This is a genomic window from Mesorhizobium sp. ESP-6-2 (assembly GCF_020164675.1).
Lineage (GTDB): Bacteria > Pseudomonadota > Alphaproteobacteria > Rhizobiales > Rhizobiaceae > Mesorhizobium.
Window position 1 is genome coordinate 239174 of the sequence record NZ_JAIUGT010000001.1, and the last position, 23780, is coordinate 262953.

At 63.6% G+C, this 23780-nt stretch carries 21 protein-coding genes, 1 other RNA gene and 1 pseudogene; 7 read left to right on the forward strand and 16 right to left on the reverse strand.

Annotated features, from left to right (window positions below; all coding sequences use genetic code 11):
• Positions 1-52 precede the first annotated feature (52 nt).
• A non-coding RNA gene (gene ssrS, locus LB532_RS01225) (6S RNA) lies at positions 53-208 on the reverse strand.
• 159 nt (positions 209-367) lie between these two features.
• On the opposite strand from ssrS, the gene LB532_RS01230 reads away from it, so the two are divergent.
• The 5 genes from LB532_RS01230 (at position 368) to msrB (ending at position 4284) form a co-directional block, all read left to right on the forward strand.
• A complete protein-coding gene (locus LB532_RS01230) occupies positions 368-1207 on the forward strand; it encodes an AAA family ATPase (RefSeq protein ID WP_140641271.1) in 840 nt (279 codons plus the stop codon).
• Between the two features lie 92 nt (positions 1208-1299).
• Positions 1300-1746, forward strand: coding sequence for a GNAT family N-acetyltransferase (locus LB532_RS01235; RefSeq protein WP_140628055.1), 447 nt, complete (start codon positions 1300-1302; stop codon positions 1744-1746).
• Positions 1747-1753: 7 nt separating this feature from the next.
• The gene (locus LB532_RS01240) at positions 1754-2944 is read left to right on the forward strand and encodes a vWA domain-containing protein (RefSeq protein ID WP_140641269.1); all 1191 of its coding nucleotides are present in this window, start codon (positions 1754-1756) and stop codon (positions 2942-2944) included.
• Between the two features lie 24 nt (positions 2945-2968).
• On the forward strand, positions 2969-3766 hold the full coding sequence (locus LB532_RS01245) for an MBL fold metallo-hydrolase (protein WP_140641267.1): 798 nt from the start codon (positions 2969-2971) through the stop codon (positions 3764-3766).
• A 113-nt stretch (positions 3767-3879) separates the two neighbouring features.
• Positions 3880-4284, forward strand: coding sequence for a peptide-methionine (R)-S-oxide reductase MsrB (gene msrB, locus LB532_RS01250; protein WP_140641265.1), 405 nt, complete (start codon positions 3880-3882; stop codon positions 4282-4284).
• Positions 4285-4347: 63 nt separating this feature from the next.
• On the opposite strand, the gene LB532_RS01255 is transcribed toward msrB, so the two are convergent.
• The 13 genes and pseudogenes from LB532_RS01255 to LB532_RS01315 form a co-directional block, all read right to left on the reverse strand.
• Positions 4348-4659: a hypothetical protein gene (locus tag LB532_RS01255; protein ID WP_140641263.1), complete on the reverse strand. Its 312-nt coding sequence runs from the start codon at positions 4657-4659 to the stop codon at positions 4348-4350.
• A 7-nt stretch (positions 4660-4666) separates the two neighbouring features.
• Complete coding sequence (locus LB532_RS01260; protein WP_140641261.1) at positions 4667-5107, reverse strand: DUF4268 domain-containing protein; 441 nt, start codon at positions 5105-5107, stop codon at positions 4667-4669.
• Positions 5108-5139: 32 nt separating this feature from the next.
• Positions 5140-5400 carry a DUF2312 domain-containing protein gene (locus LB532_RS01265; RefSeq protein WP_140493089.1) on the reverse strand — a complete coding sequence of 87 codons (261 nt, stop codon included), beginning with the start codon at positions 5398-5400 and terminating at the stop codon, positions 5140-5142.
• Between the two features lie 166 nt (positions 5401-5566).
• On the reverse strand, positions 5567-9025 hold the full coding sequence (pyc, locus tag LB532_RS01270; protein ID WP_140641259.1) for a pyruvate carboxylase: 3459 nt from the start codon (positions 9023-9025) through the stop codon (positions 5567-5569).
• 266 nt (positions 9026-9291) lie between these two features.
• Positions 9292-10410, reverse strand: coding sequence for a branched-chain amino acid ABC transporter substrate-binding protein (locus LB532_RS01275; RefSeq protein ID WP_140641257.1), 1119 nt, complete (start codon positions 10408-10410; stop codon positions 9292-9294).
• 137 nt (positions 10411-10547) lie between these two features.
• Positions 10548-10895 (reverse strand): DUF6867 family protein, encoded by a 348-nt coding sequence (locus tag LB532_RS01280; RefSeq protein ID WP_140493080.1) that lies wholly within the window; start codon positions 10893-10895, stop codon positions 10548-10550.
• Between the two features lie 17 nt (positions 10896-10912).
• Positions 10913-11641: an ABC transporter ATP-binding protein gene (locus tag LB532_RS01285; RefSeq protein ID WP_140493077.1), complete on the reverse strand. Its 729-nt coding sequence runs from the start codon at positions 11639-11641 to the stop codon at positions 10913-10915.
• A complete protein-coding gene (locus LB532_RS01290; protein WP_140641255.1) occupies positions 11641-13143 on the reverse strand; it encodes an ATP-binding cassette domain-containing protein in 1503 nt (500 codons plus the stop codon). Before LB532_RS01290 ends, LB532_RS01285 begins: the two co-directional genes overlap by 1 nt.
• Positions 13143-14654, reverse strand: a pseudogene (gene livM / locus LB532_RS01295) (high-affinity branched-chain amino acid ABC transporter permease LivM); the annotation flags it as partial. The gene LB532_RS01290 and the pseudogene livM, both read right to left, overlap by 1 nt.
• Before the next feature lie 91 nt (positions 14655-14745).
• A complete protein-coding gene (locus tag LB532_RS01300; protein ID WP_140493067.1) occupies positions 14746-15648 on the reverse strand; it encodes a branched-chain amino acid ABC transporter permease in 903 nt (300 codons plus the stop codon).
• Positions 15649-15983: 335 nt separating this feature from the next.
• Positions 15984-16985 (reverse strand): 4-hydroxyproline epimerase, encoded by a 1002-nt coding sequence (locus LB532_RS01305; protein WP_224556307.1) that lies wholly within the window; start codon positions 16983-16985, stop codon positions 15984-15986.
• Positions 16986-17001: 16 nt separating this feature from the next.
• On the reverse strand, positions 17002-18294 hold the full coding sequence (locus LB532_RS01310) for an NAD(P)/FAD-dependent oxidoreductase (RefSeq protein WP_181169422.1): 1293 nt from the start codon (positions 18292-18294) through the stop codon (positions 17002-17004).
• 48 nt (positions 18295-18342) lie between these two features.
• Complete coding sequence (locus LB532_RS01315; RefSeq protein WP_140641247.1) at positions 18343-19236, reverse strand: dihydrodipicolinate synthase family protein; 894 nt, start codon at positions 19234-19236, stop codon at positions 18343-18345.
• A gap of 116 nt (positions 19237-19352) precedes the next feature.
• Here LB532_RS01315 and LB532_RS01320 point away from each other — a divergent pair, with 116 nt between their 5' ends.
• Complete coding sequence (locus LB532_RS01320) at positions 19353-19997, forward strand: GntR family transcriptional regulator (RefSeq protein ID WP_224556308.1); 645 nt, start codon at positions 19353-19355, stop codon at positions 19995-19997.
• 84 nt (positions 19998-20081) lie between these two features.
• Here LB532_RS01320 and LB532_RS01325 read toward each other — a convergent pair whose 3' ends face one another.
• Both LB532_RS01325 and LB532_RS01330 read right to left on the reverse strand, forming a co-directional pair.
• On the reverse strand, positions 20082-20378 hold the full coding sequence (locus LB532_RS01325; RefSeq protein ID WP_140641243.1) for a hypothetical protein: 297 nt from the start codon (positions 20376-20378) through the stop codon (positions 20082-20084).
• A 582-nt stretch (positions 20379-20960) separates the two neighbouring features.
• The gene (locus tag LB532_RS01330; RefSeq protein ID WP_140641241.1) at positions 20961-22457 is read right to left on the reverse strand and encodes a CoA-acylating methylmalonate-semialdehyde dehydrogenase; all 1497 of its coding nucleotides are present in this window, start codon (positions 22455-22457) and stop codon (positions 20961-20963) included.
• Between the two features lie 222 nt (positions 22458-22679).
• Here LB532_RS01330 and LB532_RS01335 point away from each other — a divergent pair, with 222 nt between their 5' ends.
• A complete protein-coding gene (locus LB532_RS01335) occupies positions 22680-23561 on the forward strand; it encodes a LysR family transcriptional regulator (RefSeq protein WP_140550806.1) in 882 nt (293 codons plus the stop codon).
• Positions 23562-23780: the final 219 nt, after the last annotated feature.

A 23780-nucleotide genomic window follows, 5' to 3' on the forward strand; every position in this document is an offset into this window, starting at 1 on the left:
AGCGACGTTTTCCATCGCATGATCCACGAAATACGTGGATGTGGCTAATAAGTGACGATCCACACAACCGGTGGAGAGGTCGATCCCGGGTGCCTACAAAGTAGGTGGGCGCCGTGTGAGAAAACCCACGGGTCTTCCCAGGGACAGCTCCCTAAGGATCGTTAAGGCCCCGGGGAAAAGTGTCTCCTGCCGGGAAGCGCAGACCGTCAGCCCCAATATAGGCCGATGCCCTCCCAAGCGCCAGAGAGTCGGCGCCAGAGAGTTAGTGCTCTTTCCCTGCCGGCTTCACACTTCGCCGCCACCAACCCACCCTTGCACGGGCCAAGCCGTCTCCTTACGGTCGTCCGTACTGAACCAAGGAGCAAAAATGCGTTTCGAAGGCACGGCGGCCTACGTCGCCGACAAGGATCTGATGGTGGCGGTCAACGCGGCGATCGCGCTGGAACGGCCCCTGCTGGTCAAGGGCGAGCCCGGCACCGGCAAGACGGAGCTTGCCAGGCAGGTGGCGGCTGCACTCGGGCTGGAACTCATCGAATGGCACGTCAAATCGACGACGCGGGCGCAGCAGGGCCTCTACGAGTACGATGCCGTGTCGCGGTTGCGCGACAGCCAGCTTGGCGATATCAGGTTCAACGATATCAAGAATTACATCAAGCGCGGCAAATTGTGGGAGGCCTTCGCGGCCGGCAAGAAAGTCGTGCTTCTGATCGACGAGATCGACAAGGCCGATATCGAGTTCCCCAACGACCTCTTGCAGGAGCTCGACCGGATGGAGTTCTTCGTCTACGAGACCGGCGAGACGATCCGCGCCAAAGTGAGGCCGATCGTCATCATCACCTCCAACAATGAGAAGGAACTGCCCGACGCCTTCCTGCGTCGCTGCTTCTTTCACTACATCCGCTTTCCCGACATCGAGACACTGCACAGAATCGTCGATGTCCACTATCCCGGCATCAAGCAGAATCTGGTGCGGGCGGCGCTCACTCAGTTCTACGAGATCCGCGACGTACCGGGGCTGAAGAAGAAGCCATCGACTTCCGAGGCGCTCGACTGGATAAGGCTGCTGGTCGCCGACGACATCGCGCCCGAGGATCTGCGCGCCGACCCGAAGAACGCGCTGCCCAAGCTGCATGGCGCATTGCTGAAGAACGAGCAGGACGTGCATCTGTTCGAACAGCTGGCCTTCATGGCGAGACGGCAAGGGTAGGACGGCAGCAGTAGCGCTTTCCCCGCTTGTGGACCGTTGCCGCCGGCCGAAGAGCAAGGCAGCTTCGACCAGAACCGTTCAGAGGGAAAGAAATGGCCGAGATCACTATCCGCCCGCTCGCAGAATCCGACCACGCCGACTGGCGTCGGCTGTGGACCGCTTACCTTGCCTTCTACGAGACGAAGCTGCCGCAAGAGGTCTATGAGGTCACCTGGAAGCGCCTGTTCACGCAAGGCGAGTTCGAACCGAAGGGCTTCATCGCCCTCCTCGACGGCAAGGCTGTCGGCCTCACCCATTACCTGTACCATCGCTCTTGCTGGTCTGAGAAAAACAACTGCTACTTGCAAGATCTGTTCGCCGACCCCGAAGTGCGCGGCAAGGGGATTGGCGCCGCGCTGATCGAGGCCGTGAAGCAGGAAGCCGGCAAGATCGGCGTCAGGAACGTCTACTGGATGACGCACGAAACCAACGCCACGGCGCGCAAGCTCTATGACCATGTCGCGCGCCGCACCGGCTTCATCGAATATGATCTTCTATAGATAGAAAATGTTCATCCCCTTCTTCCTTGAACTGAAGGCAGCGCGCGTTCCCGTTTCGCTCAGGGAATATCTGTTGCTGCTGGAGGGGCTGGAGGCCGGGCTGGTCGACTATGACGTCGAAGGATTTTACTACCTCGCTCGCGCCGCGCTGGTGAAGGACGAGCGCCATGTCGACCGCTTCGACCAGGTGTTCGCGCATGTCTTCAAGGGTGTGGAGGCGCTCAGCGGTCCGAATGCCGTCAACGTCGCTGATATCCCCGAGGAATGGCTGCGCCGGCTGGCCGAAAAGCACCTGACCGAGGAAGAGAAAAAGCTGGTCGCGGCGCTCGGCGGTTTCGAGAAGCTGATGGAGACGCTGAAGCAGCGGCTCGAGGAACAGAAAGGCCGCCACCAAGGCGGCTCGAAATGGATCGGCACTGGCGGCACCTCACCTTTCGGCGCCTATGGCTACAATCCCGAAGGCGTGCGCATCGGCCAGCATGAGAGCCGCAACCGCCGGGCCGCGAAGGTCTGGGACAGGCGCGAGTTCAGGAGTTTCGACGACGCCGTCGAGCTCGGCACCCGCAACATCAAGATCGCGCTCAAGCGGCTGCGCCGCTGGGTGCGTGAAGGCGCCGAGGAGGAGTTCGACCTGCCCGGCACCATCCACGCCACCGCCGAGCACGGTTATCTCGACGTCAAGACGCGGCCAGAGCGGCGCAACGCGGTGAAGCTTTTGATGTTCTTCGATGTCGGCGGCTCGATGGACGACCACATCAGAAGCGTCGAGGAATTGTTCTCGGCCGCCCGCGCCGAATTCCGCCAGCTCGAATATTTTTATTTCCACAACTGCCTCTACGAGGGCGTGTGGAAGGACAATCGCCGCCGCCATGCCGAAACGATCCCGACATCAGATCTCCTCCACAAATATGGACCTGACTACAAGGTGATCGTGGTCGGCGATGCCTCGATGAGCCCTTACGAGATCGCGCATCCCGGCGGCTCGGTCGAGCACTGGAACCCGGAGGCGGGCGCCGTCTGGCTCGGCCGCCTGCTGCGGCAGTGGCCGAACGCGGTATGGCTGAACCCCGAAAGCCAGAAGAACTGGGGTTTCACCCATTCGATCGCTATGATCCGCGACATGTTCGGCGGCCGCATGTTTCCGCTGACGCTCGCCGGACTGGAAAGCGCCACCAGGCAATTGTCGCGCAAGCATTGAGCCGGGACAATGACGGGAGGTCCCATGACCTGTTTCCTCTGCCTGCAATGCGGTGTCCAGTTCGCGCAGAGCGGAGCGCCCCCGCGGCATTGTCCGATCTGCGAGGACGAGCGGCAATATGTGCGCTGGGAAGGCCAGGCCTGGACCACACCGGAAGAGCTCGCCGCCGGGCATCGGCTCGTGATGAAGGATGATGCCGGCGTTCTCGCCTTCGGCATCGAGCCGCGCTTCGCCATCGGTCAGCGGGCACTGCTGGCGCAGACGCCGCACGGCAACGTTCTGTGGGACTGCATCTCGATGGTGACTGATGAGGCGGTGGCCGAGATCAATCGCCGCGGCGGCCTTGCCGGGATCGCCATCTCGCACTGCCACTACTATTCGGTGATGGTCGAATGGAGTGAGGCATTTGGCGGCGTGCCGATCTATCTCCATGACGACGACCGGCAGTGGATCATGCGGCCGCACCCGTCGATCGTCAGCTGGCAAGGCGAGATACTGGGCCTGAACCCGGCGTTGACGCTCATCCGCTGCGGCGGTCACTTTGCTGGCGGCCAGGTGCTGCACTGGAAGCGCGAAGGCGGCAATGCTCTGCTGGCCGGCGATATCTTGCAGGTGACGCCGACCCGCCGCCACGTCAGCTTCATGTACAGCTATCCCAACTACATCCCGCTCAACGCGGTCGCCGTGCGCCACATCGCGGCCGCGCTGGAGCCTTTCACATTCGATGACATCTACGGCGCGTGGTGGAACCAGAACGTTGTCGGTGGCGCGAAAGAGGCGCTGGCGGCCTCCGTTGCGCGTTATCTTGCGGCGATCGCGTGAGGAACGCAGGCGGAGCGCTCGAAAATGCGGGCAAATCCCGTAACAAACGCCTATCTTGTTGCGAATAGAGATTGCAATCAACAATGAGCCGTCAAGGCCGAGGAGTTTTCTGCATGGACACCCACACCTATCCCATCACCCGCACCGACGCCGAATGGCGCGCCCGGCTGACGCCTGAGCAATATGCCGTCATGCGCAACCATGGCACCGAACGCCCGGGCAGCTGTGCGCTGCTTCACGAAAAGCGCGCAGGCACCTTCTTTTGCGTCGGCTGCGACCAGCCGCTGTTCGAATCCAAGCTGAAGTTCGAGAGCGGCACCGGCTGGCCGAGCTTCAACGACCCCGTTCCCGGTTCCATCGAGACCACGACGGACCGCAGCTACGGCATGGTCCGCACGGAATGCCATTGCGCTCGCTGCGGCAGCCATCTCGGCCACGTCTTCGAGGACGGCCCGCCGCCGACCGGGCTGCGCTACTGCATCAACGGCGTGGCGCTGAGATTCGAGCCGGCGGCCTGAGCGAGGCCTCGCCGACGCTTCCTGCGAAGGGCGGCTCCAGCCGCCCTTTTTCGTGCAGCATCATCAGGCGACGACTGTTGCGATCAGCCAGAGCGCCGAACCCAGCATAGCAAGGGAGGCCTTGGCGCCGCCGGTTCGCTCCGCCGTCCGCCAGACGGCCGAAGTCAGGAAGATGTTGTAGGGCACCGGCGCGAAATGCACCGCCAGCACAAGACCGAGCGGCATCTTCAACCCCAGCAGAATGAGCGCCGCCACGGACGATGCAATGTTGATCGCCGTGCCGACGAGCACCATATCGCGCCAGAACAGCCGGTCGAGCCGCACCTGGCCGAGCCAGCGTGAGCGAAAGAAGGATCTGACGACCCCCGGCAACACCGGATACCTATCCCTGCCCCAGAACTTCGGTGATGGCGCGCTCGAAACGCGAGCATTCGGTGACCAGCCAGTCGGTCATGGCCGGCCAATTGTCCTCGGCAAAACAGTTGACCCGCCACTGTGAATTGATGCCGAGGTTTTGTGCGCTCTGCTCCGGCCTGAGCTTCAGCCGTTCCTCGATCGCCGGCTGAAACGGCTTGAGGCGCACCCAGACATCGGTTGCGCCAAGCTTCTCGTTACGGCCGAAGAAGACGCCGACCACATTCTCGCTCGGCGCCACATACATGGAGAGCACCAGCGCAAATTCCGGCAGCCCGCGCTGCCAGAACCAGGGCCCTCGCCTCGCCAGCCGGGTTCTTTCTTCCGGGTGACGCTCGGCAAACAGCGTCCAGAAGCCGCGTTGGCGGAACTCCGAGGCCCTTCGGCCACCGAAGTCGAACTCACTCATCGCCGACCCCGGACGTCACGAGATGCCTCGCCTTACACCATGCCGAGGGCGGCCTTGTAGAGGTCCAGGATGGACTCCTCCTCCTGGCGCTCGGCCTGGTCCTTCTTGCGCAGCCGGATGATCGCGCGCATCGCCTTGGTGTCGAAGCCGGTGCCCTTGGCCTCTGCGAACACTTCCTTGATGTCGTCAGAAATGGTCTTCTTCTCCTCCTCGAGCCGCTCGATGCGCTCGATGAAGGCACGCAACTGGCCGGCGGCAACAGTCTGGCTGGTCTCTGTGATATCGTCGGCCATGTCTTTCTCCAAAAAAATCGATGCTTCGCCGCGACTCGGGGAACCGTGCCGCCGCAAATTTCTGCGGTTCGATGCCCGACCAGGGACCGCGGGTCAAGCGGTTATCGAACAGGCCGTCAGGGCTGCCGACAGAAGCCGATAGTCTGTGGCTTTCTCTTGCGAGCTCTCAATTGAAGGCGATCAGCAGGTCCTTGGCATCGATCTGGTCGCCGGCCTTGACCAGCACCTCGGCGACCGTGCCGTCACGCTCGGCATGCAGCGCCGTTTCCATCTTCATCGCTTCGATGGAGAGCAGCACGTCGCCGGCCTTGACGGCCTGGCCGGCGGCCACCGCCAGCGCCGAGACGACGCCCGGCATCGGCGCCCCGACATGCGCCTCGTTGCCGGGTTCGGCCTTGCGCCTTGCTTTCGCGGCGGACGCGCCATGCGCCCGGTCGGGCACCTTGACGCGGCGCGGCTGGCCGTTGAGTTCGAAGAACACGGTGACCATGCCCTTGTCGTCCACGTCGCCGATCGCCTGGCAGCGTACGACCAGCGTCTTGCCTTTCTCGATGTCGACGAACACCTCGTCTTCCGGCTTCATGCCGTAGAAATAGGTCGGCGTCGGCAGCACGCTGACGGGACCGTAGGTTTCCTGCGCAGCCGCGAAGTCCGAGAAGACCTTCGGATACATCAGCCAGGAAGCGAACTCGTACTCGCTGAGCTTGCGCTCGAGCTTCCGTTCGATCTCCTTGCGGCTGGCCTTGAGGTCCGCCGGCTTCAGCAGCGAGCCCGGCCGCGCCGTGATCGGCCTGTCGCCCTTCAGCACTTTCTTCTGCAGCGCCTGCGGCCAGCCGCCAGGCGACTGGCCGAGATCGCCGCGCAGCATCGAGACGACCGAGTCCGGGAAGGCGATGTCCCTGGCCGGGTTCTCGACGTCGGCGACGGTGAGATCCTGGCTGACCATCATCAGCGCCATGTCGCCGACCACCTTGGACGACGGGGTCACCTTGACGATGTCTCCGAACATCAGATTGACGTCATGATAGGTCTGCGCCACCTCGTGCCAGCGCGTCTCCAGCCCAAGCGAACGCGCCTGTTCCTTGAGGTTCGTGAACTGTCCGCCCGGCATCTCGTGCAGGTAGACTTCCGACGCCGGCCCCTTGAGGTCGCTTTCGAAGGCGGCATACTGGTTGCGCACCGCTTCCCAGTAAAAGGAAATCCTCCGGATCCATTGCGGGTCGAGCCCAGGATCGCGCTCGGTGCCCTTCAGCGCCTCGACGATAGAGCCGAGGCAGGGCTGCGAGGTGTTGCCGGAGAACGCATCCATCGCCGCGTCGATGGCGTCGACGCCGCTCTCCACCGCCGCCAGAACCGTTGCCGCTGAGAGCCCCGATGTATCGTGTGTGTGGAAATGGATGGGCAGGTCTGTCGCTTCGCGCAGCGCCTTGAACAGCACGCGCGCGGCGCGCGGCTTCAACAGCCCGGCCATGTCCTTGACCGCTATGATGTGGGCGCCGGCCGCCTCGAGCTCTTTCGCCAGCCCGATATAATATTTCAGGTCGTACTTCGCCCGCGTGGGATCGAGAATATCGCCGGTATAGCAGATCGCCGCCTCGATCAGCTTGCCCTCGGCACCGACGGCGTCCATGGCGACGCGCATGTTCTCGACCCAGTTCAGGCAATCGAACACCCGGAACAGGTCGATGCCGCCTGATGCCGCCTGTTTGACGAAATGCTGCACGACATTGTCGGGATAGTTGGTGTAGCCGACGCCGTTGGCGCCCCGCAGGAGCATCTGCAGCAGGAGGTTGGGCGCCGCCTCGCGTACCAGCGAGAGCCGCTCCCAGGGATCCTCGGTGAGGAAGCGCATGGCGACGTCGAAGGTGGCGCCGCCCCAGCATTCAAGCGAAAGCAACTGCGGCAGGGCACGCGCATAGGTGCCCGCTATGCCGGCGATGTCGTGCGTGCGCACACGCGTCGCCAGCAGGGATTGATGGCCGTCGCGCATCGTCGTGTCGGTGACCAGCACCTCTTTTTGCGTGCGCATCCAGGCGGCGAATTTTTCCGGACCGAGCACGTCAAGCTTCTGCTTGCTGCCGCCCGGCACATTGCCGTTGAGGTAGGGCACCACGGGTGCGGCGGCATCGGCTTTCGGCTGCGGCCGGCCGCGCGTCTCGGGATGGCCGTTGACGCTGACGTCGGCAAGATAGTTGAGCAGCTTCGTGGCGCGGTCCTGGCGCTTGACCTGCTCGAACAGCTCCGGCGTCGTGTCGATGAACTTGGTCGTGTAGGAATTGTCGGCGAAGCTCGGGTGATTGATGATCGCTTCGAGGAAAGTCAGGTTTGTGGCCACGCCGCGGATGCGGAATTCGCGCAGCGCCCGGTTCATGCGTGCGATCGTCTCGGCCGGCGTCGGCGCCCATGCGGTCACCTTTTCCAGCAACGGGTCATAGAAGCGGGTAATGACCGCGCCCGAATAGGCGGTGCCGCCATCGAGGCGGATACCGAAGCCGGTGGCGCCGCGATAGGCGGTGATGCGGCCATAGTCCGGGATGAAATTGTGCTCGGGATCCTCGGTGGTGATGCGGCATTGCAGGGCGTGGCCGTTCAGCCTGATGTCCTTTTGTGCCGGAACGCCCGATTCCGGCGTGCCGATGGCGAAGCCGTCGAGAATGTGGATCTGCGCCTTGACGATGTCGATGCCTGTCACCTGTTCGGTGACGGTGTGCTCGACCTGGATGCGCGGATTGACCTCGATGAAATAGAACTTGCCGGTGTCGGCGTCCTGCAGGAACTCGACCGTGCCGGCGCCGATATAGCTGGTTTCGCGCGCGATCTTTAGCGCATGGCTGCACAGCTCCTGGCGCAGCTCCTCGCTGAGATAGGGCGCGGGCGCCCGCTCGACGACCTTTTGGTTGCGGCGCTGGATCGAGCAGTCGCGCTCGAACAGATGCACCGCATTGCCACTGGTATCGCCCAGGATCTGCACTTCGACATGGCGGGCGCGCTCGATCAGCTTTTCGAGATAGACCTCGTCCTTGCCGAAGGCGGCTTTCGCCTCACGCTTGCCCTCCGTGACTTCACGGGCGAGATCGGCCTCGGCACGGATGGCGCGCATGCCGCGGCCGCCGCCGCCCCAGGAAGCCTTCAGCATCAGGGGATAGCCGATCTCCGTGGCAAGTTTCTTGACCGCCTCCATGTCGTCCGGCAACGGATCGGTGGCGGGAATGACAGGTACCCCGACCTCGATGGCCAGATTGCGCGCCGCGACCTTGTTGCCAAGCCGGCGCATCGTCTCCGGCTTGGGCCCGATGAAGGTGATCCCGGCTTCGGCGCAGGCCTCGGCGAATTCGGGGCTTTCCGAAAGCAGCCCGTAGCCGGGGTGGATCGCATCGGCGCCCGACAGCCTGGCGACGCGGATCACCTCCTCGATCGAGAGATAGCTTTCGATCGGCCCCATGTCCTTGTTGAGGTGCGGCCCGCGCCCGACTTGGTAGCTCTCGTCGGCCTTGAAGCGATGCAACGAATATTTGTCCTCCTCGGCCCAGATCGCCACCGTTTTAAGGCCAAGTTCATTGGCCGCGCGGAACACGCGGATGGCAATTTCGGACCGGTTGGCGACGAGGATCTTGGTGATGGCCAAGGATTGGGCTCCAGCAGCGGAAGGGAAGAGCAAGCGGCGCCATGATTAGCGTGAAAATGCTGCAGTGCAAACAAAATTTGACGCGCGTCTAAACCGATTTAAAATCGATTCTTCGCCCTGAATAGGACGGCTGAACATCAGCAGAAAGTCGTTATTGGCTCCAAAACGGAAAGCGTCGCGAGCCATAAACGCGCGATCGTTGCTTCCGTAAAAGAAAATGCCCGGCGCGAGGCGCCGGGCATTCCGTGAAGTCAATGCCGACAGGCTTACATCTTCTGGACGTAGGTGTACTTGCCGTCGTCGCCCTTCTTCCACTCGTACATGACGTAGCCGGGCAGCGTCGGGTCGCCCTTGGCATCGTAGGAGAGGTCGCCGAGCACGGTTTTGAACGGACCCTTCTCATGCAGCGCCTTGGCAACTTCCTGCGGGTCGTTGGACTTGGCAGCGGTGGCTGCCTCGGCGATCGCCTGCATGGCGGCATAGGAGTAGAGCGTGTAGGCCTCCGGTTCGAAGCCCTGCGCGCGGAACTTCTCGACCAGTTCCTTGTTCGCCGGGATCAGGCGAGGGTCCGGACCGAACGTGTTGAGCGTGCCCGCGACCGCGTCGCCAGCGATCGAAGCCAGTTCGTTCGACACGATGCCGTCGCCGGAAACCAGCGTGGCCTTGAGGCCCTGGTCGGCCGCCTGGCGGATGATCAGGCCGGCTTCAGTGTGCAGGCCGCCCCAGTAGATGATGGAAACGCCGGCTTCCTTCATCTTGGCGATCAGCGCCGAGAAGTCCTTGTCGCCGACGTTGACGCCTTCATACATGACTTCCGTCACGCCCTTGGCGTTCATCGCCTTCTTGGTCTCGTCGGCAAGGCCCTGGCCGTAGGTGGTCTTGTCATGCACGACGGCGATCTTGGCGTCCTTGAAATTGGCCGCCAGATAGGCGCCGGCGATGCCGCCCTGCTGGTCATCGCGTCCGCAGGTGCGGAACACGTTCCACAGGCCGCGCTCGGTGAACTGGGGGTTGGTCGCGGCAGGCGTGATCTCGACGATGCCGTTTTCCGCGTAGACTTCCGACGCCGGAATGGAGACGCCCGAGTTGAAGTGGCCGACCACGAACTTGACGCCGTCGCCGACGAACTTGTTGGCGACCGAGATGCCTTGCTTCGGATCGGAGACGTCGTCGCCGACTTCGAGCTTGATCTGCTCGCCATTGATGCCGCCCGCCGCATTGATGTCGGCGACCGCCTGCTCCGCGCCCTTCTGCAACTGTGCGCCGAAGGCGGCATTCGGACCCGTGATCGGGCCAGCAACGCCGACCATTAGATCAGCCCACGCATTGCCGCTGAACGCGATCAGCGCGGTCAGGGCGACGGCGGACAAAAGTGATTTTTTCATTTAAACGCTCCCATTAACGGAGTGGGCGTGGATGAAGCTTTCATGCGATGCCCACCCTTATCGCAGAAAGCATAGTTTGCCGATTTTCAGGCACTTGTCACGCCGATTCATCCCCGAAACGGCGTTAATGATGAACGTCAACCTTTCGGTTTCCAGCTCAAGATTGAAGCTCTTTCGTAGAGCCAATTATACTGTGTCACCATCTGGTTGGTTCGTGTGTATTGATAGCCGACAAAACCGAGGATCATCAGCACGATGGTGTCGACGACATAGTAATGCAGCGAGAACATCGTGCCGTTGAACAGCGCGTGGTGGATGAAGCGGATGCCGATGCCGAGACCCAGCAGATAGGCGAACAGCTGGACGAAGCTGCGCCAGGTCTGGGCGCTGGCCTTGCCGGTCATCCAGGCCGCCCAGCCGCCGAGCAGGCAGGTGACGAAGAAGAACTGCCAGATGGACGGTTCCTCGTAGAGAATGCCTTGCATGGTAAGGACTCCTGAACTCAGTGATGGCCGCCTTCGAGATAGGCGGCGCGCACTTCCGGATTGGCGAGCAGTTCCTTGCCGGTGCCGCTCATGGTCACATTGCCGTTGACCATGACATAGCCGCGCGTCGCGAGTTTGAGCGCGCCGAAGGCGTTCTGCTCGACCAGGAACACGGTCAGACCCTGCGTGCGGTTCAGCTCGCGAATGGCATCGAAGATCTGTTTGACGATCAACGGCGCAAGACCGAGCGACGGCTCGTCGAGAAGAAGCAGCTTCGGCCGCGCCATCAGCGCGCGCCCGATCGACAGCATCTGCTGCTCGCCGCCCGACAGAGTGCCGCCGCGCTGGGCGATGCGCTCCTTCAGGCGCGGGAACAGCGCGAACACCTTCTCGACGTCCTCGTCATAGTGCTTGAGGTTGTCGAGGCTGGCGCCCATCTGCAGGTTTTCCATCACCGTCATGCGCGGGAAGATGCGGCGGCCTTCCGGCGACTGGGCGATGCGCAAGCGCGCGATCTCGTGCGTCGGCAATTGGGTGATGTCGGCGCCGGCGAAGGTGATGGTGCCCGCGCGGGCGCGCGGCGCTCCAAAAATGGTCATCATCAGCGTCGATTTGCCGGCGCCGTTGGCGCCGATCAGCGCCACGATCTCGCCCTCGTTGACGGTGACGTCGACGCCGTTCAGCGCGCGGATGTTGCCGTAATAGGTTTGCACGCCCTTGATATCGAGCAGAGTCTTCCCGGCCATCACTTGCCCCCTCCGCGCTTGGCCCGAACGGGCTTGCCCGCTCCTGTCGCGGGCTTTGCTGCCTGCTTACCGGAAGCATGGCTCGTCGCCACCTTGCCGGCGTCGACGCGGCGCGAGAATTCCGTATCCTTGCCCTGGCTAAGCAGCCTGGCCTGCTTGACCCATTCTTCGCGGGCGATGCGTCCGTCAAAGGCGAGATACGCTTCGACGGCCTCGACATCGGCCTTCTTCCAGGCGCCGATCTGGTCGAAGTGGAAGATGCCGTGTTCGTTGAGCTTCTTCTCGTTGACCGCGCCGATCCCCTTGATGCGGGTGAGATTGTCGGCTTTGCCGCCGCGGGGTGCCGCGAGGCGGTTCGAGATCCCGGCGGCCTTCGCGGCCGGCGTCTTGGCCCCTGTCTTGACGGCCGCTTTGGCGGCCGGCTTCGCAGCCGGTTTGGCCCGCGAAGCAGGTGTTGGCGCGACAGCCTTGCTTGCAACGCTCGCCGCCCGCGCATCGACCTGCGCCGCCTTCGAGGCGCCCTTCGATACCGTGATGCGCTCGCCTTCGCTGTGGCCGACCGTGTCGCTCACCGGGCCGGCGAGATAGGACGACGATGTTCCCGGACCATGCGCGGCATCGGGACCGGTATCGAGTTGCTCGATGACGTCCTCGTCACCGACTTCGGTCAGCACGGTTTCGACCTCCTCGTCGTCGACGCCGAGATAGGCGGCGATGACGCGCGGATCGGTGCGCACCGACTGCGGATTGCCGTCGGAGATCTTGCGGCCGTATTCCAGCACCACGACGTGATCGGAGATCTGCATGACCACCGACATGTCGTGCTCGATCAGCAGGATCGAGGTGCCGGTGTTGTTCTTGATGTCCATCAGCAGGTCGTTGAGCGCGGCCGATTCCTTTGGATTGAGGCCGGCGGCGGGCTCGTCGAGGCACAAAAGCTCGGGGCCGGTGCACATGGCGCGCGCGATCTCGAGGCGCCGCTGCGCGCCATAGGGCAGGTCGCCGGCCGGATCGTCGGCGCGGTCGACCAGATCGGCCTTTTCCAGCCAGTGCTTGGCGAGTTCGACGGATTCGGCCGAGGCCTTGCGGTAACCGCTGAAGCCGAACAGGCCGAGCACCGTATAGCCCGAAGCCTTCATCAGCTTGTTGTGCTGGGCGACGAGCAGGTTCTCGAGCAGCGTCATGCCCGAGAACAGGCGGATGTTCTGGAAGGTGCGCGCCACCTTGGCGCGCGCCGGGATCTCATGGTTGGGCAGCCGTTCGAGCAGGTAGCTCGAGCCGTCCTGCCGGGTGAGCGTGATCATGCCTTCCGACGGCTTGTAGAAGCCGGTGATGCAGTTGAACACGGTGGTCTTGCCGGCGCCGTTGGGCCCGATCAGCGCCGTGATCTCGCCGCGCCTGGCGGTGAAGGACAGGTCACCGATCGCGACCAGGCCGCCGAACTTCATCGACAGGTGTTCGACCTTCAGGATGGCGTCGTTCATGGAGGGGTTCGCGTTCATCAGCCGTGCCCCTCCTTGGTGAAGGAACTGGAGACAGCCCTTCGCTCCTTGAGGAAGGCGGTCGGCTCACGGCTGCCGACAAAGCCGCGCGGCTTCCACAGCATGACGATCACCATGGCCATGCCGAACAGCAGCATACGGTAGAGTTCCGGCGTGAAGTCGGGTCCGAAGACCTGCTTGAGGAAGTCGAGTTCGCGCAGCACCTCGGTGCCGCCGATCATGACCAGAGCCGCAACGGCAATGCCGACCAGCGATCCCATGCCGCCAAGCACGACGATGGCCAGGATGATGGCCGATTCCAGGAAGACGAAGGATTCGGGGCTCACGAAGCCTTGCCGGGCGGCGAAGAACGAGCCGGCAAAACCGCCGAACATGGCGCCGGTGGCAAAGGCCGTCAGCTTGGTGGTCGTGGTGTTGATGCCGAGCGAGCGGCAGGCGATCTCGTCCTCGCGCAAGGCTTCCCAGGCGCGGCCGACCGGCATGCGCCTCAGCCTGATCGTGACGAAAGCCGTGAGCAGCGCCAGCCCCAGGATCAGGTAATAGAGGAAGATCTTGTAATAGGCGCTCGACGTCGCAATGTTCAGCACCTTGCCGATGTAGTTCGGGTCCGAGACGTTGAAGCTCATCAGGCCGAAGAAGGTGACCTTCGGGATGCCGGAAATGCCTGCCGAGCCGTTGGTCACCTCGCGCCAGTTGATGATCACCAGCCGGATGATCTCGCCGAAGGCAAGCGTCACGATGGCCAGGTAGTCGCCGCGCAGGCGCAGCACCGGAAAGCCGAGCAGCACGCCCCAGAAGGCGGCCATGGCGCCTGCGGCCGGCAGGAGGATCCAGAAGGAGAGGCCGTACTGCGTGCCGAGCAGCGCATAGGCATAGGCGCCGACCGCATAGAAGGCGACATAGCCGAGGTCGAGCAGGCCGGCCAGGCCGACGACGATGTTCAGCCCCCAGGCCAGCATGACATAGATCAGGATCTGGATGCCGAAATTGTCGACCCATTTCAGCGACCCTTGCAGCCCGCCGACGAGCGACCACGACATCAGCGACAGCATGCCCACGACAATGATCGGATAGAGCACCAGTGCGGCAATGCCGAGTTTTGTGAAGTTGGCATGGATGAAGCCGCGGAAATAATAGATCACGCAGGCCAGCGCGTAGATGACCGCCAGGGCACGCAGGAATTGCAGATAGCCGGCCGGCTCCGCCCCTACCCAGCCGGCGAGAGACCTGCTGAAGACGAACAGCAGCGCTGCGACGATGACGGCGATGATGAAGGCTGGAAAGAGGAAGAAGCGCGACGCCACGCTGGCCGGCAGCAAACCGGTGGCGACGTCGGCGATCTTCTGGTTGGCCAAAAAGGGCTGGCCGTAGGCGACATAGAGGAAGCGTCCGACGGCCGTGGCGATGACCACTGCGGCGAGCAGGCCCCAGCGCTGCACCAGGATCAGCTCGTTGGAGATGTTCTGGTCGGTCTTGAGCCCGATGAACAGCACGAACAGGCCGAGCGCGATGGCACCGGCATAGAAGGCCTCGCGCAAGGCGCGCTGCATGGGCGTGGCGGCGACGGTGTCGCGCTCGGGAGATACGGTGACGGCCATGATCTCAGACCTTTTCGACTTCTGGCCGGCCGAGAATGCCGGAAGGCAGGAAGATCAGTACGATGGCCAGGATCGAGAAGGCGGCGACATCCTTGTAGTCGATCGAGAAATAGGCCGACCACATGCTCTCGATGAAGCCGATCAAAAGGCCGCCCAGGACCGCGCCCGGCAACGAACCGATGCCGCCCAGCACCGCTGCGGTGAATGCCTTCACGCCGGGCACGAAGCCGTCCGAGAAGGCGATGACGCCGTAATACATCAGGAACAGCGTGCCGGCGACGGCGGCAAGTGCGGCGCCCATGATGAAGGTGATCGAGATGGTGCGGTCGACATCGATGCCGAGCAGCGCCGCCATCTTGCGGTCCTGCTCGCAGGCGCGCTGCGCCCGGCCAAGCGAGGTCTTGTTGACCAGGTACCAGAACAACACCAAGAGCAGCGCGGTGACGACGACGATGATGATCTGCTTCAGCGACACGCTGATGCCTTCGATGTTGTAGACCTTCGACACCATCGGCGGGATCGGCTTGTTGCGCGGGCCTTGCGTCACCTGCACGAAATTCGACAGCGCGATCGACATGCCGATGGCGGTGATCAGCGGCGCCAGCCGGAACGAGCCGCGCAGCGGCCGGTAGGCCACCTTCTCGATCGTCCAGTTGTAGAGGCTGGTCAGCAGCATCGCCACGATCATCATCACCAGCAGCGCGATGACCACGGGAACCGAATAGAACAAGGCACCCAGGATGAGGAAAACGATCAGCGCCGTGAAAGCGCCCACCATGAAGATATCGCCATGAGCAAAGTTGATCATGCCGATAATGCCGTAGACCATCGTGTAGCCGATCGCGATCAGCCCATAGATCGATCCCAGCGTCAGCCCATTGATAAGCTGCTGGACAAAATACTGCATGTGTACATGGCTCCCCTGGAATGTCGCCCATGCAGACGCATTCCTTTTCGTATTTCCCCTAGTCGTAAAGTTTCGAGGCGGGATTGCAACGTCATTTTTTGATCGTCATGCGTGTTTCCGACTACACGCCGTTCGATTGCCCGTTCTTTCGCACCCGCCCCCTGGACTATCGCGGACCCTATCATTGGCATAACGCAATGTCTTTGACGATTAAGCGTCATCATGCGCTCCATTTCGAAGAAATCGCCGTCAAAATAAGTTGATGAGACGATTTGTTGCGCTCGTGACAGCAATCCTTTTTGTCCTTCCCGACCTTCCGCAGCGTGATGAATCGACTATTTGACGACGAAGCCGTGTGCGAACGGATCGCGGTCATCGATGAAGATCGTGTTGTGCCCGGTCATGCGCGCCCAGCCGCCGATCGAGGGAATAATCGCCGGCTTGCCGGCGACCGTGACGTCCTTTTCAACCTTGCCCTTGAACAGCGAGCCGATGATCGATTCATGGACGAACGCATCGCCGGCCTTGAGCTTGCCCTTGGCGTGGAGCTGCGCCATGCGCGCCGAGGTGCCCGTGCCGCACGGTGAGCGGTCGATCGCCTTGTCGCCGTAGAAGACCGCGTTGCGCGCGTCCGCACCCGCCACCGTCGGCTCGCCGATCCACAACATGTGCGACAGCCGGTTGATGCCCGGATTCTCCGGATGCACGAAAGAGTATTTCTCGTTGAGCCGCTGCCGCACCACCGGGCTCCAGGCGATGAGGTCGCCCGCCGAATGGTCTGCCATGTCGCGATAGTTTTTCTGCGGCTCGACGATGGCGTAGAAATTGCCGCCATAGGCGACGTCGACGACGATCTCGCCGAGCCCGGGGCATTCGACCGTCAGGCCCTCGGCATGAAGGAAGGAGGGCACGTTGGTGATGCGCACCTCCTCGACATATTCGCCGACCTGTTTGTATTCGGCGATGACCAGGCCGGCCGGTGTGTCGAGCCTGAGCACGCCGGGCGTCTTAGGCTTGATCAGCCCGTGCTCGATGGCCATCGTCACCGTGCCGATGGTGCCGTGGCCGCACATTGGCAGGCAGCCCGAGGTCTCGATGAACAGGATGGCGATGTCGCAATCCTCGCGCGTCGGCGGGTAGAGGATCGAGCCGGACATCACATCGTGGCCGCGCGGCTCGAACATCAGGCCGGTGCGGATCCAGTCATATTCGGCCAGGAAATGCGCGCGCCGCTCCATCATCGTCGAACCCTGGAGCAGCGGGCCGCCGCCGGCGACCAGCCGCACCGGGTTGCCGCAGGTGTGGCCGTCGATGCAGAAGAAGGAATTCCTGGCCATGACGCTCCTCGAAAATTCAAAACCGTTGTGGACTGAAGGGGGCCACGTCGATCGGCGGAGTCTGCCCCAGGACAAGCTCGCGGATCAACCGTCCCGTCGCAGCAGCCTGGGTCAGGCCAAGATGGCCGTGGCCGAAAGCGTAGACCACCGGCCGGCTTCCCGATGCGCGGCCGACGACAGGCAATGAATCCGGCAGCGAGGGACGAAACCCCATCCATTCGCGTCCGCCCGAAGGATCGAGGCCCGGCAGGAAGTCTTGAGCCTTGCGCAGCAGCGCCTTCGAGCGCGCGTAGTTGGGCGGCCGCTCGATGCCGCCGAGCTCGACCGCGCCGCCGATGCGCAGGCCCGTGTCGAGCGGCGTGATGACGAAGCCTTGGCCGGAGAAGATCAGCATCCGCTTCACCTCGAAGGCGGTCTTTGGCAACGTCGTGTTGTAGCCGCGCTCGGTTTCGAGCGGAATGCGATCGCCGAGCTGCCGCGCCAGCAGATGCGACCAGGCACCGGCGGTGATGACCAGGTGCCGGGCTTGCCGCGTCGTACCGTCGGCCAGCCTCAACGTCGCGCCGTTCCCGTCCGCGGCGACGCCGGCGACGCCGGCCTTCTCAAACCGCGCGCCCTTGGATTGCGCATACTCCCAGATCGCCTTGCCGAGCAGTTTTGGATCGGCGACCGTCTTCCAGCCCGGCACGAACGTGCCCTTGCCGAAACGCGGTGACAGGCCGGGCTGCAGCTCCGCCAGCTCCTCGCCGCCGACATGGCGGAAGCCGATGCCGAAGCGCTGGCGCGCCGCCCAGCCGGACAGCGAAGCCTGGAATTCGGCCTCGCTTTCATAGAGTTCGAGCGAACCGTCCTCGCGCAGCATCCGCCTGGTGCCGGAGCGGTCGAGCAGATCAATCCATTCGGCCTCGGCGAGCGCCATCATTGCGGCCTGCGCCGCCAGGCCAGCCTCGTAGTGCTTCGCCGAGCCGGCACGCCAGAAGCGGATCAGCCAGGGCAGCAGCTTCGGCAGGTAGGCGGGCGGGATGGCGAGCGGGCCGAGCGGATCGGCCAGCCATTTCGGCAATTGCCGGATCATGCCCTTGTGCGCCAGTGGCAGCACGTCCGAAAAGGCGAAGGCCGCGGCATTGCCGGAGCTCGTCTCCTCGCAGATGCCGGTGCGGTCGTAGACCGTGACGTTTCGCCCCGCCTCGGCAAGAAACGCCGCCGCGCAGATGCCGATGATGCCGCCGCCGACGATGGCGATATCCATTCCTTCTCCCTGTTCACGGGGAGAAGACGCCCGCAGGGCGGGGCGCCGCCGTGCTTCCATCGATTTGGAACTTCCTGTCACGTGGGCGCCGCCTCTCGGAAGAAAGCCTCAGAACGCCGGCAGTATTGGCCGCACCGCCAGTGCGTCCTTGACGACCTTCTCGACCGCCTTGCGGCGCTCGCCCGACAGTGGCTGTCGCGGCATGCGGACGCGGTCGTTGGTTTGAATGGCGAACACCTCGGCAAGCTTGATGTTCTGCACCAGATAGGTCGAGACGTCGAGGTCAAGCAGCGGCCGGAACCAGCGATAGATGGCGAGCGCCTCTTCGCGGCGGCCCTGCTTCATCAGCTGGTAAATCGCCACCGTCTCGCGCGGGAAGGCGGTGACAAGGCCGGCCACCCAGCCGATGGCGCCCACCGACAGCGCCTCGAAAGCAAGGTTGTCGACGCCGGTGAACAGGTCGTAGCGGCCGCCCAGGCGATTGATGATCTCGGTCGAGCGCCTGATGTCGTCGGAGGATTCCTTGATGGCGACGAAGCGCTCGTCCGACGCCAGCTCCTCCATCTGGTCGACGGTAACATCGACGCGGTAGGCGAGCCGGTTGGAATAGATCATGACCGGCAAGTCGCCGGCCTTCGCGACGGCGCGCAGCGCCGCCACCGTCTCTTCCGCATTGGTATGGTAAATCGGGCTGGGCACCACCATCAGGCCGTTGGCGCCTTCTTTGGCGGCGCGGCGGGCGATGCTGGCGGCCTCGCGCGTCCCGGCCTCGTTCACCGTCAGCAGCACCGGTTTCTTGCCAGCCACCTTCTGCGCGGTTTTCAGCACTTCGATTTTCTCGTCATGCGACAGCATCGGCCCTTCGCCGAGCGATCCGCAGACGATGATGCCGTCGCAGCCGGCCTCCATCTGCAAGCCGAAGCAGCGCTCCATCTCGGCATGGTCGAGGCGGTCGTCCGTGGTGAATTTAGTCGTGACGGCTGGGAAAACTCCGGTCCACATGGTCATCGCTCCTCTGATATATCAGGCGTATATCTATTAAGAAAGCCGCTGTCAACACGGATTCCCCTATGATATATGCAAAATATATCAGGAGACCGCCTTTGATATCCATGGAAATGAGCACTGCGTTCGAGCCGGCTGCGACCAAGGCCTACCGCATGCTCGAGCATATGATTGTCACGCTCGAACTGGCGCCGGCGAGTTTCGTCACCGAAGGCGGCCTGATCGAGAAGCTGGCGCTCGGCCGTACGCCGGTGCGCGAGGCGATCCAGAGGCTGGCCTGGGAAGGATTGCTCGACGTGCGGCCACGCGCAGGCATTGCCGTCGCGCCGCTGCACCCCGGCGACTGGCTGCGCGTCATCGATGCGCGCCGCGGCGTCGAGGTGGTGCTGGCCCGCTCTGCGGCGCGCTTCGTCACCCGCGACGCAGCCGACCTCTTCCACGATGCCGCGCTTGCCATGCAGAAGGCTGTCATCTCCGGCGACGTGCTTGCCTTCATCCAGGCAGACAAGATGCTGGACGAGGCGCTGGCACGGGCTGCCGACAATCCGTTCGCGGCCAGGCTGGCCGCCCCGCTGCAGACCCACAGCCGCCGCTTCTGGTTCCGCTACAAGGCCGATACCGGCCTGGCGGAATCGGCCGAGCATCACGTCGCGCTGATCCGCTCGATTGTCGACGGTGACGAGGAAGCCGCCGCAAAGGATGCCAAGCGGCTGATGGCATTGCTACGCGGCCATGCCGAGGCGGCCGCCACACGTTGAAGTATGCCGCCGACACCGACCTCGGTTCGGGACAGTGCATGCCCAAGACTACGCGTAGGCTGAACCGCTTCGACGCGATGCGGCTCACGCTCCTGGCAAGGCCGCCTTGATCGTCGGGCTGTCCCAGCCCTCGCCCACGGACAGGATGCAACTCTGGCCCTTGGTGTCGGAGGCGAGGACGGTCCAACTGCCCTGTTCGGAAACGAACACCTCAAGCACCACATTGGGATTGATCAGGCCACGCCCGGCCTCGCTTTCGTGGAAATTCTCGCCGAGCGCTTTGACGATGTCGGCGCGTGCCGCACATTGGCCGGCTGCATGCGCCGGGCCTACCGAGAGCGCCGCAACGGCGCACAGCGTTAGCATGAGACGTTGTGTCATCGGACACCTCCTTACGCCCGACGATGCAATGCTAACGGTCAGCCGTCGGCGCCTTGGTTGGCTGCCATGCCTCCTCACGGCAGGATTGCAGCCCTAAGTCTCCGCGCCCCTCGCTGGTTCCATCACATTGATGTTTGCAATGAAAAAGGCGCGAGTCCGGGGACTCGGGCCTTGAGCGTCGATTTTCTTGTCCGGTCCGTTCATCGTCGAAATAACGAACTCGGCCCCGGCCTTGGTGCCTGCCCGCGCGCCCGCAGCCGAAGGCGAGGACGCGCAATCGGACAAGCGTCCGGCTAGTTCATCGTCGGGATGACGAACTCGGCCCCGTCCTTAATGCCGGCCCGCGCCCGCAGCCGAAGGCGAGGACGCGCAAGCAGGAAACCGTCCGGTCAGTTCATCGTCGGGATGACGAACTCGGCCCCGTCCTTGATGCCGGCCCGCGCCCGCAGCCGAAGGCGAGGACGCGCAAGCAGGAAACCGTCCGGTCAGTTCATCGTCGGATGACGAACTCGGCCCCGTCCTTGGTGCCTGCCCGCGCGCCCGCAGCCGAAGGCGAGGACGCGCAGTCGGACAAGCGTCCGGCTAGTTCATCGTCGGGATGACGAACTCGGCCCCGTCCTTGATGCCGGACGGCCAGCGCGAGGTGACCGTCTTGGTCTTGGTATAGAAGCGGAACGCGTCCGGACCGTGCTGGTTGAGGTCGCCGAAGGACGATGCCTTCCAGCCGCCGAACGTGTAGTAGGCGATCGGCACCGGGATCGGCACGTTGACGCCGACCATGCCGACCTGGACGCGCGAGGCGAAGTCGCGCGCGGCGTCGCCGTCGCGGGTGAAGATGGCGACGCCATTGCCCATCTCGTGGTCGTTGGCGAGCTTGATGGCGTTCTCGTAGGTCGGCGCGCGCACCACCGACAGCACCGGCCCGAAGATCTCTTCCTTGTAGATGCGCATGTCCGACGTGACGTTGTCGAACAGGCAGCCGCCCATATAGTAGCCGTTTTCATAGCCCTGCATCTTGAAGCCGCGGCCGTCGACGACCAGCTTGGCGCCTTCCTTGACGCCGGTGTCGACATAGCCCTTGACCCGCTCCAGCGCCTGGGCGGTGACCAGCGGGCCGAAATCGGCGGCGGAATCTGTCGAGGGCCCGACCTTCAGGCTTTCGACGCGCGGCACCAGCTTTTCCATCAGCCGGTTGGCGGTGTCGTTGCCGACCGGAACGGCCACCGAGATCGCCATGCAGCGCTCGCCGGCCGAGCCGTAGCCGGCGCCGATCAGCGCATCGACGGTCTGGTCCATGTCGGCGTCGGGCATGATGATCATGTGGTTCTTGGCGCCGCCGAAGCACTGCACGCGCTTGCCCGACGCGGTGCCGCGCGAATAGATGTAGTGAGCGATCGGTGTCGAGCCGACGAAGCCGATGGCCTTGATGTCGGGATCGTCAAGGATGGCGTCGACGACTTCCTTGTCGCCGTTGACGACGTTGAGGATACCGGCAGGCAGGCCCGCCTCGATGAACAGCTCGGCGATGCGGATCGGCACGCCCGGGTCGCGTTCGGAGGGCTTCAGGATGAAGGCGTTGCCGCAGGCGATCGCAGGCGCGATCTTCCACAGCGGGATCATCGCCGGAAAGTTGAACGGCGTGATGCCGGCGACGACGCCGAGCGGCTGGCGCATCGAATAGACGTCGATGCCGGGGCCGGCACCGTCGGTGAATTCGCCCTTCATCATGTGCGGCGCGCCGATGCAGACCTCGACCACTTCGAGGCCGCGCTGGATGTCGCCTCTGGCATCGGCGATCGTCTTGCCGTGCTCGCGCGCCAGGATGTCGGCCAGTTCGTCATAGTCGCGGGCGACCAGTTCAAGGAACTTCATCAGGACGCGTACGCGGCGCTGCGGGTTGGTCGCGGCCCATTTCGGCTGCGCCGCCTTGGCGTTCTCGACCGCCGCGCGCAGTTCCGCCTGCGAGGCCAGCGCCACCGTGCCGCGCACGGAGCCGTCCATCGGCTGCATCACGTCCTGCTTGCGGCCGCTGGTGCCGGCGACACGCTTGCCGCCGATGAAATGACCGTATTCGATCATGATATCTCTCCCTGTGTTTATGATGGTGCATTGTCCGCCTTTGGCACGCGGATGGCAACGCGAGGGAGAACGCAACCGTTGTGCGGAAAATGGACAGCGGTTGACGGGAGAGCATCAATTCTCGCAAATGGGAGGGGTCACAAAGACGACGTCCAAGGATTGGCAGGTTGAGTTCCTTCACCACAGAACGCGACATTGGAAATTGTCATCCGGACCATCCCCATGAACTGGGATGACGTCCGCATCTTTCTGGCCGTTGCGCGCGCCGGGCAAATCCTTGGCGCGGCGAAGCGCCTGGAGCTCAACCACGCCACCGTCTCCCGCCGCATCGCCGCGCTCGAGGACGCACTGCGCACGAAACTCTTTCGCCGGCTGACCACCGGTAGTGAGCTGACGCCCGCCGGCGAGCGGTTCCTCGACATCGCCGAGCGCATGGAGGGCGATATGATCGCCGCCCGCTCGACAATATCGGGCGAAGGCGACGACGTTTCGGGCACGGTGCGGATCGGCGCGCCGGACGGGTTTGGCGTCGCGTTTCTCGCCCGGCGCCTCGGCGCACTGACCGCGCTGCACCGTGAATTGACGATTCAGCTCGTACCGGTGCCGCGCTCCTTCTCCCTGTCTCGCCGCGAGGCCGACATTGCCATCACCGTCGAGCGGCCGACCGAGGGCCGGCTGGTAGCGGGCAAGCTGGTCGACTACTCGCTCGGCCTGTTTGCCTCACGTGCCTATGCTGAGGCCCACGGCCTGCCCCAGACCGCTGCCGAACTGGGACGGCACACATTGATCGGCTATGTGCCGGACCTCATCGTCAGCCCATCGCTCGACTACGCCGCCGAATTCAGCGCGGACTGGCGCACCAGCTTCGCCATTTCCTCCGCGCTCGGGCAGGCCGAAGCGGTGCGGTCGGGGGCCGGCATCGGCATCCTGCACACTTTCGTCGCCCGCTCGATGCCGGAACTGGTGGCCGTCGACGTGGTGGCGCCCATCCGCCGTGCCTACTGGCTGGTTTATCACGAATCGGTCAGGCCGCTGCGCCGCGTCCAGATCGTTGCCTCCTTCATTACAAAGGCGGTGGAGCGGGAGAGAAATCTTTTCGTCTGACGCATGTTGGCCATCGCAGCTTCTTCCACGACTCGGAGAACGGCGTGATGGTGCTCGACCCGCCTTCTACGCCAGGATGAAACCGATTTATGACGAGTATCTCGCCCAGTCCAACCCGGTCGCCACCGACGTGACGATTCCGTGGGCTTACCGGCTGCTGTTCGACGAGGGCTGGGTGAAACAGGCGTTCTGACGCGATATCCGCTGGCCGCGCCCGCC

Bases quoted from the DNA above. Each gene is read 5' to 3' on its own strand.
- LB532_RS01280 (WP_140493080.1), bottom strand. From the start codon at position 10,895: ATGCAAGGCATTCTCTACGAGGAACCGTCCATCTGGCAGTTCTTCTTC.
- LB532_RS01335 (WP_140550806.1), top strand. From the start codon at position 22,680: ATGAACTGGGATGACGTCCGCATCTTTCTGGCCGTTGCGCGCGCCGGG.
- LB532_RS01325 (WP_140641243.1), bottom strand. From the start codon at position 20,378: ATGACACAACGTCTCATGCTAACGCTGTGCGCCGTTGCGGCGCTCTCG.
- LB532_RS01315 (WP_140641247.1), bottom strand. From the start codon at position 19,236: ATGTGGACCGGAGTTTTCCCAGCCGTCACGACTAAATTCACCACGGAC.
- LB532_RS01265 (WP_140493089.1), bottom strand. From the start codon at position 5,400: ATGGCCGACGATATCACAGAGACCAGCCAGACTGTTGCCGCCGGCCAG.
- LB532_RS01300 (WP_140493067.1), bottom strand. From the start codon at position 15,648: ATGCAGTATTTTGTCCAGCAGCTTATCAATGGGCTGACGCTGGGATCG.
- LB532_RS01290 (WP_140641255.1), bottom strand. From the start codon at position 13,143: ATGAACGCGAACCCCTCCATGAACGACGCCATCCTGAAGGTCGAACAC.
- LB532_RS01260 (WP_140641261.1), bottom strand. From the start codon at position 5,107: ATGAGTGAGTTCGACTTCGGTGGCCGAAGGGCCTCGGAGTTCCGCCAA.
- LB532_RS01230 (WP_140641271.1), top strand. From the start codon at position 368: ATGCGTTTCGAAGGCACGGCGGCCTACGTCGCCGACAAGGATCTGATG.
- LB532_RS01320 (WP_224556308.1), top strand. From the start codon at position 19,353: ATGAGCACTGCGTTCGAGCCGGCTGCGACCAAGGCCTACCGCATGCTC.
- LB532_RS01285 (WP_140493077.1), bottom strand. From the start codon at position 11,641: ATGGCCGGGAAGACTCTGCTCGATATCAAGGGCGTGCAAACCTATTAC.
- LB532_RS01235 (WP_140628055.1), top strand. From the start codon at position 1,300: ATGGCCGAGATCACTATCCGCCCGCTCGCAGAATCCGACCACGCCGAC.
- msrB (WP_140641265.1), top strand. From the start codon at position 3,880: ATGGACACCCACACCTATCCCATCACCCGCACCGACGCCGAATGGCGC.
- LB532_RS01310 (WP_181169422.1), bottom strand. From the start codon at position 18,294: ATGGAAGCACGGCGGCGCCCCGCCCTGCGGGCGTCTTCTCCCCGTGAA.
- LB532_RS01330 (WP_140641241.1), bottom strand. From the start codon at position 22,457: ATGATCGAATACGGTCATTTCATCGGCGGCAAGCGTGTCGCCGGCACC.
- LB532_RS01275 (WP_140641257.1), bottom strand. From the start codon at position 10,410: ATGAAAAAATCACTTTTGTCCGCCGTCGCCCTGACCGCGCTGATCGCG.
- LB532_RS01305 (WP_224556307.1), bottom strand. From the start codon at position 16,985: ATGGCCAGGAATTCCTTCTTCTGCATCGACGGCCACACCTGCGGCAAC.
- LB532_RS01240 (WP_140641269.1), top strand. From the start codon at position 1,754: ATGTTCATCCCCTTCTTCCTTGAACTGAAGGCAGCGCGCGTTCCCGTT.
- LB532_RS01245 (WP_140641267.1), top strand. From the start codon at position 2,969: ATGACCTGTTTCCTCTGCCTGCAATGCGGTGTCCAGTTCGCGCAGAGC.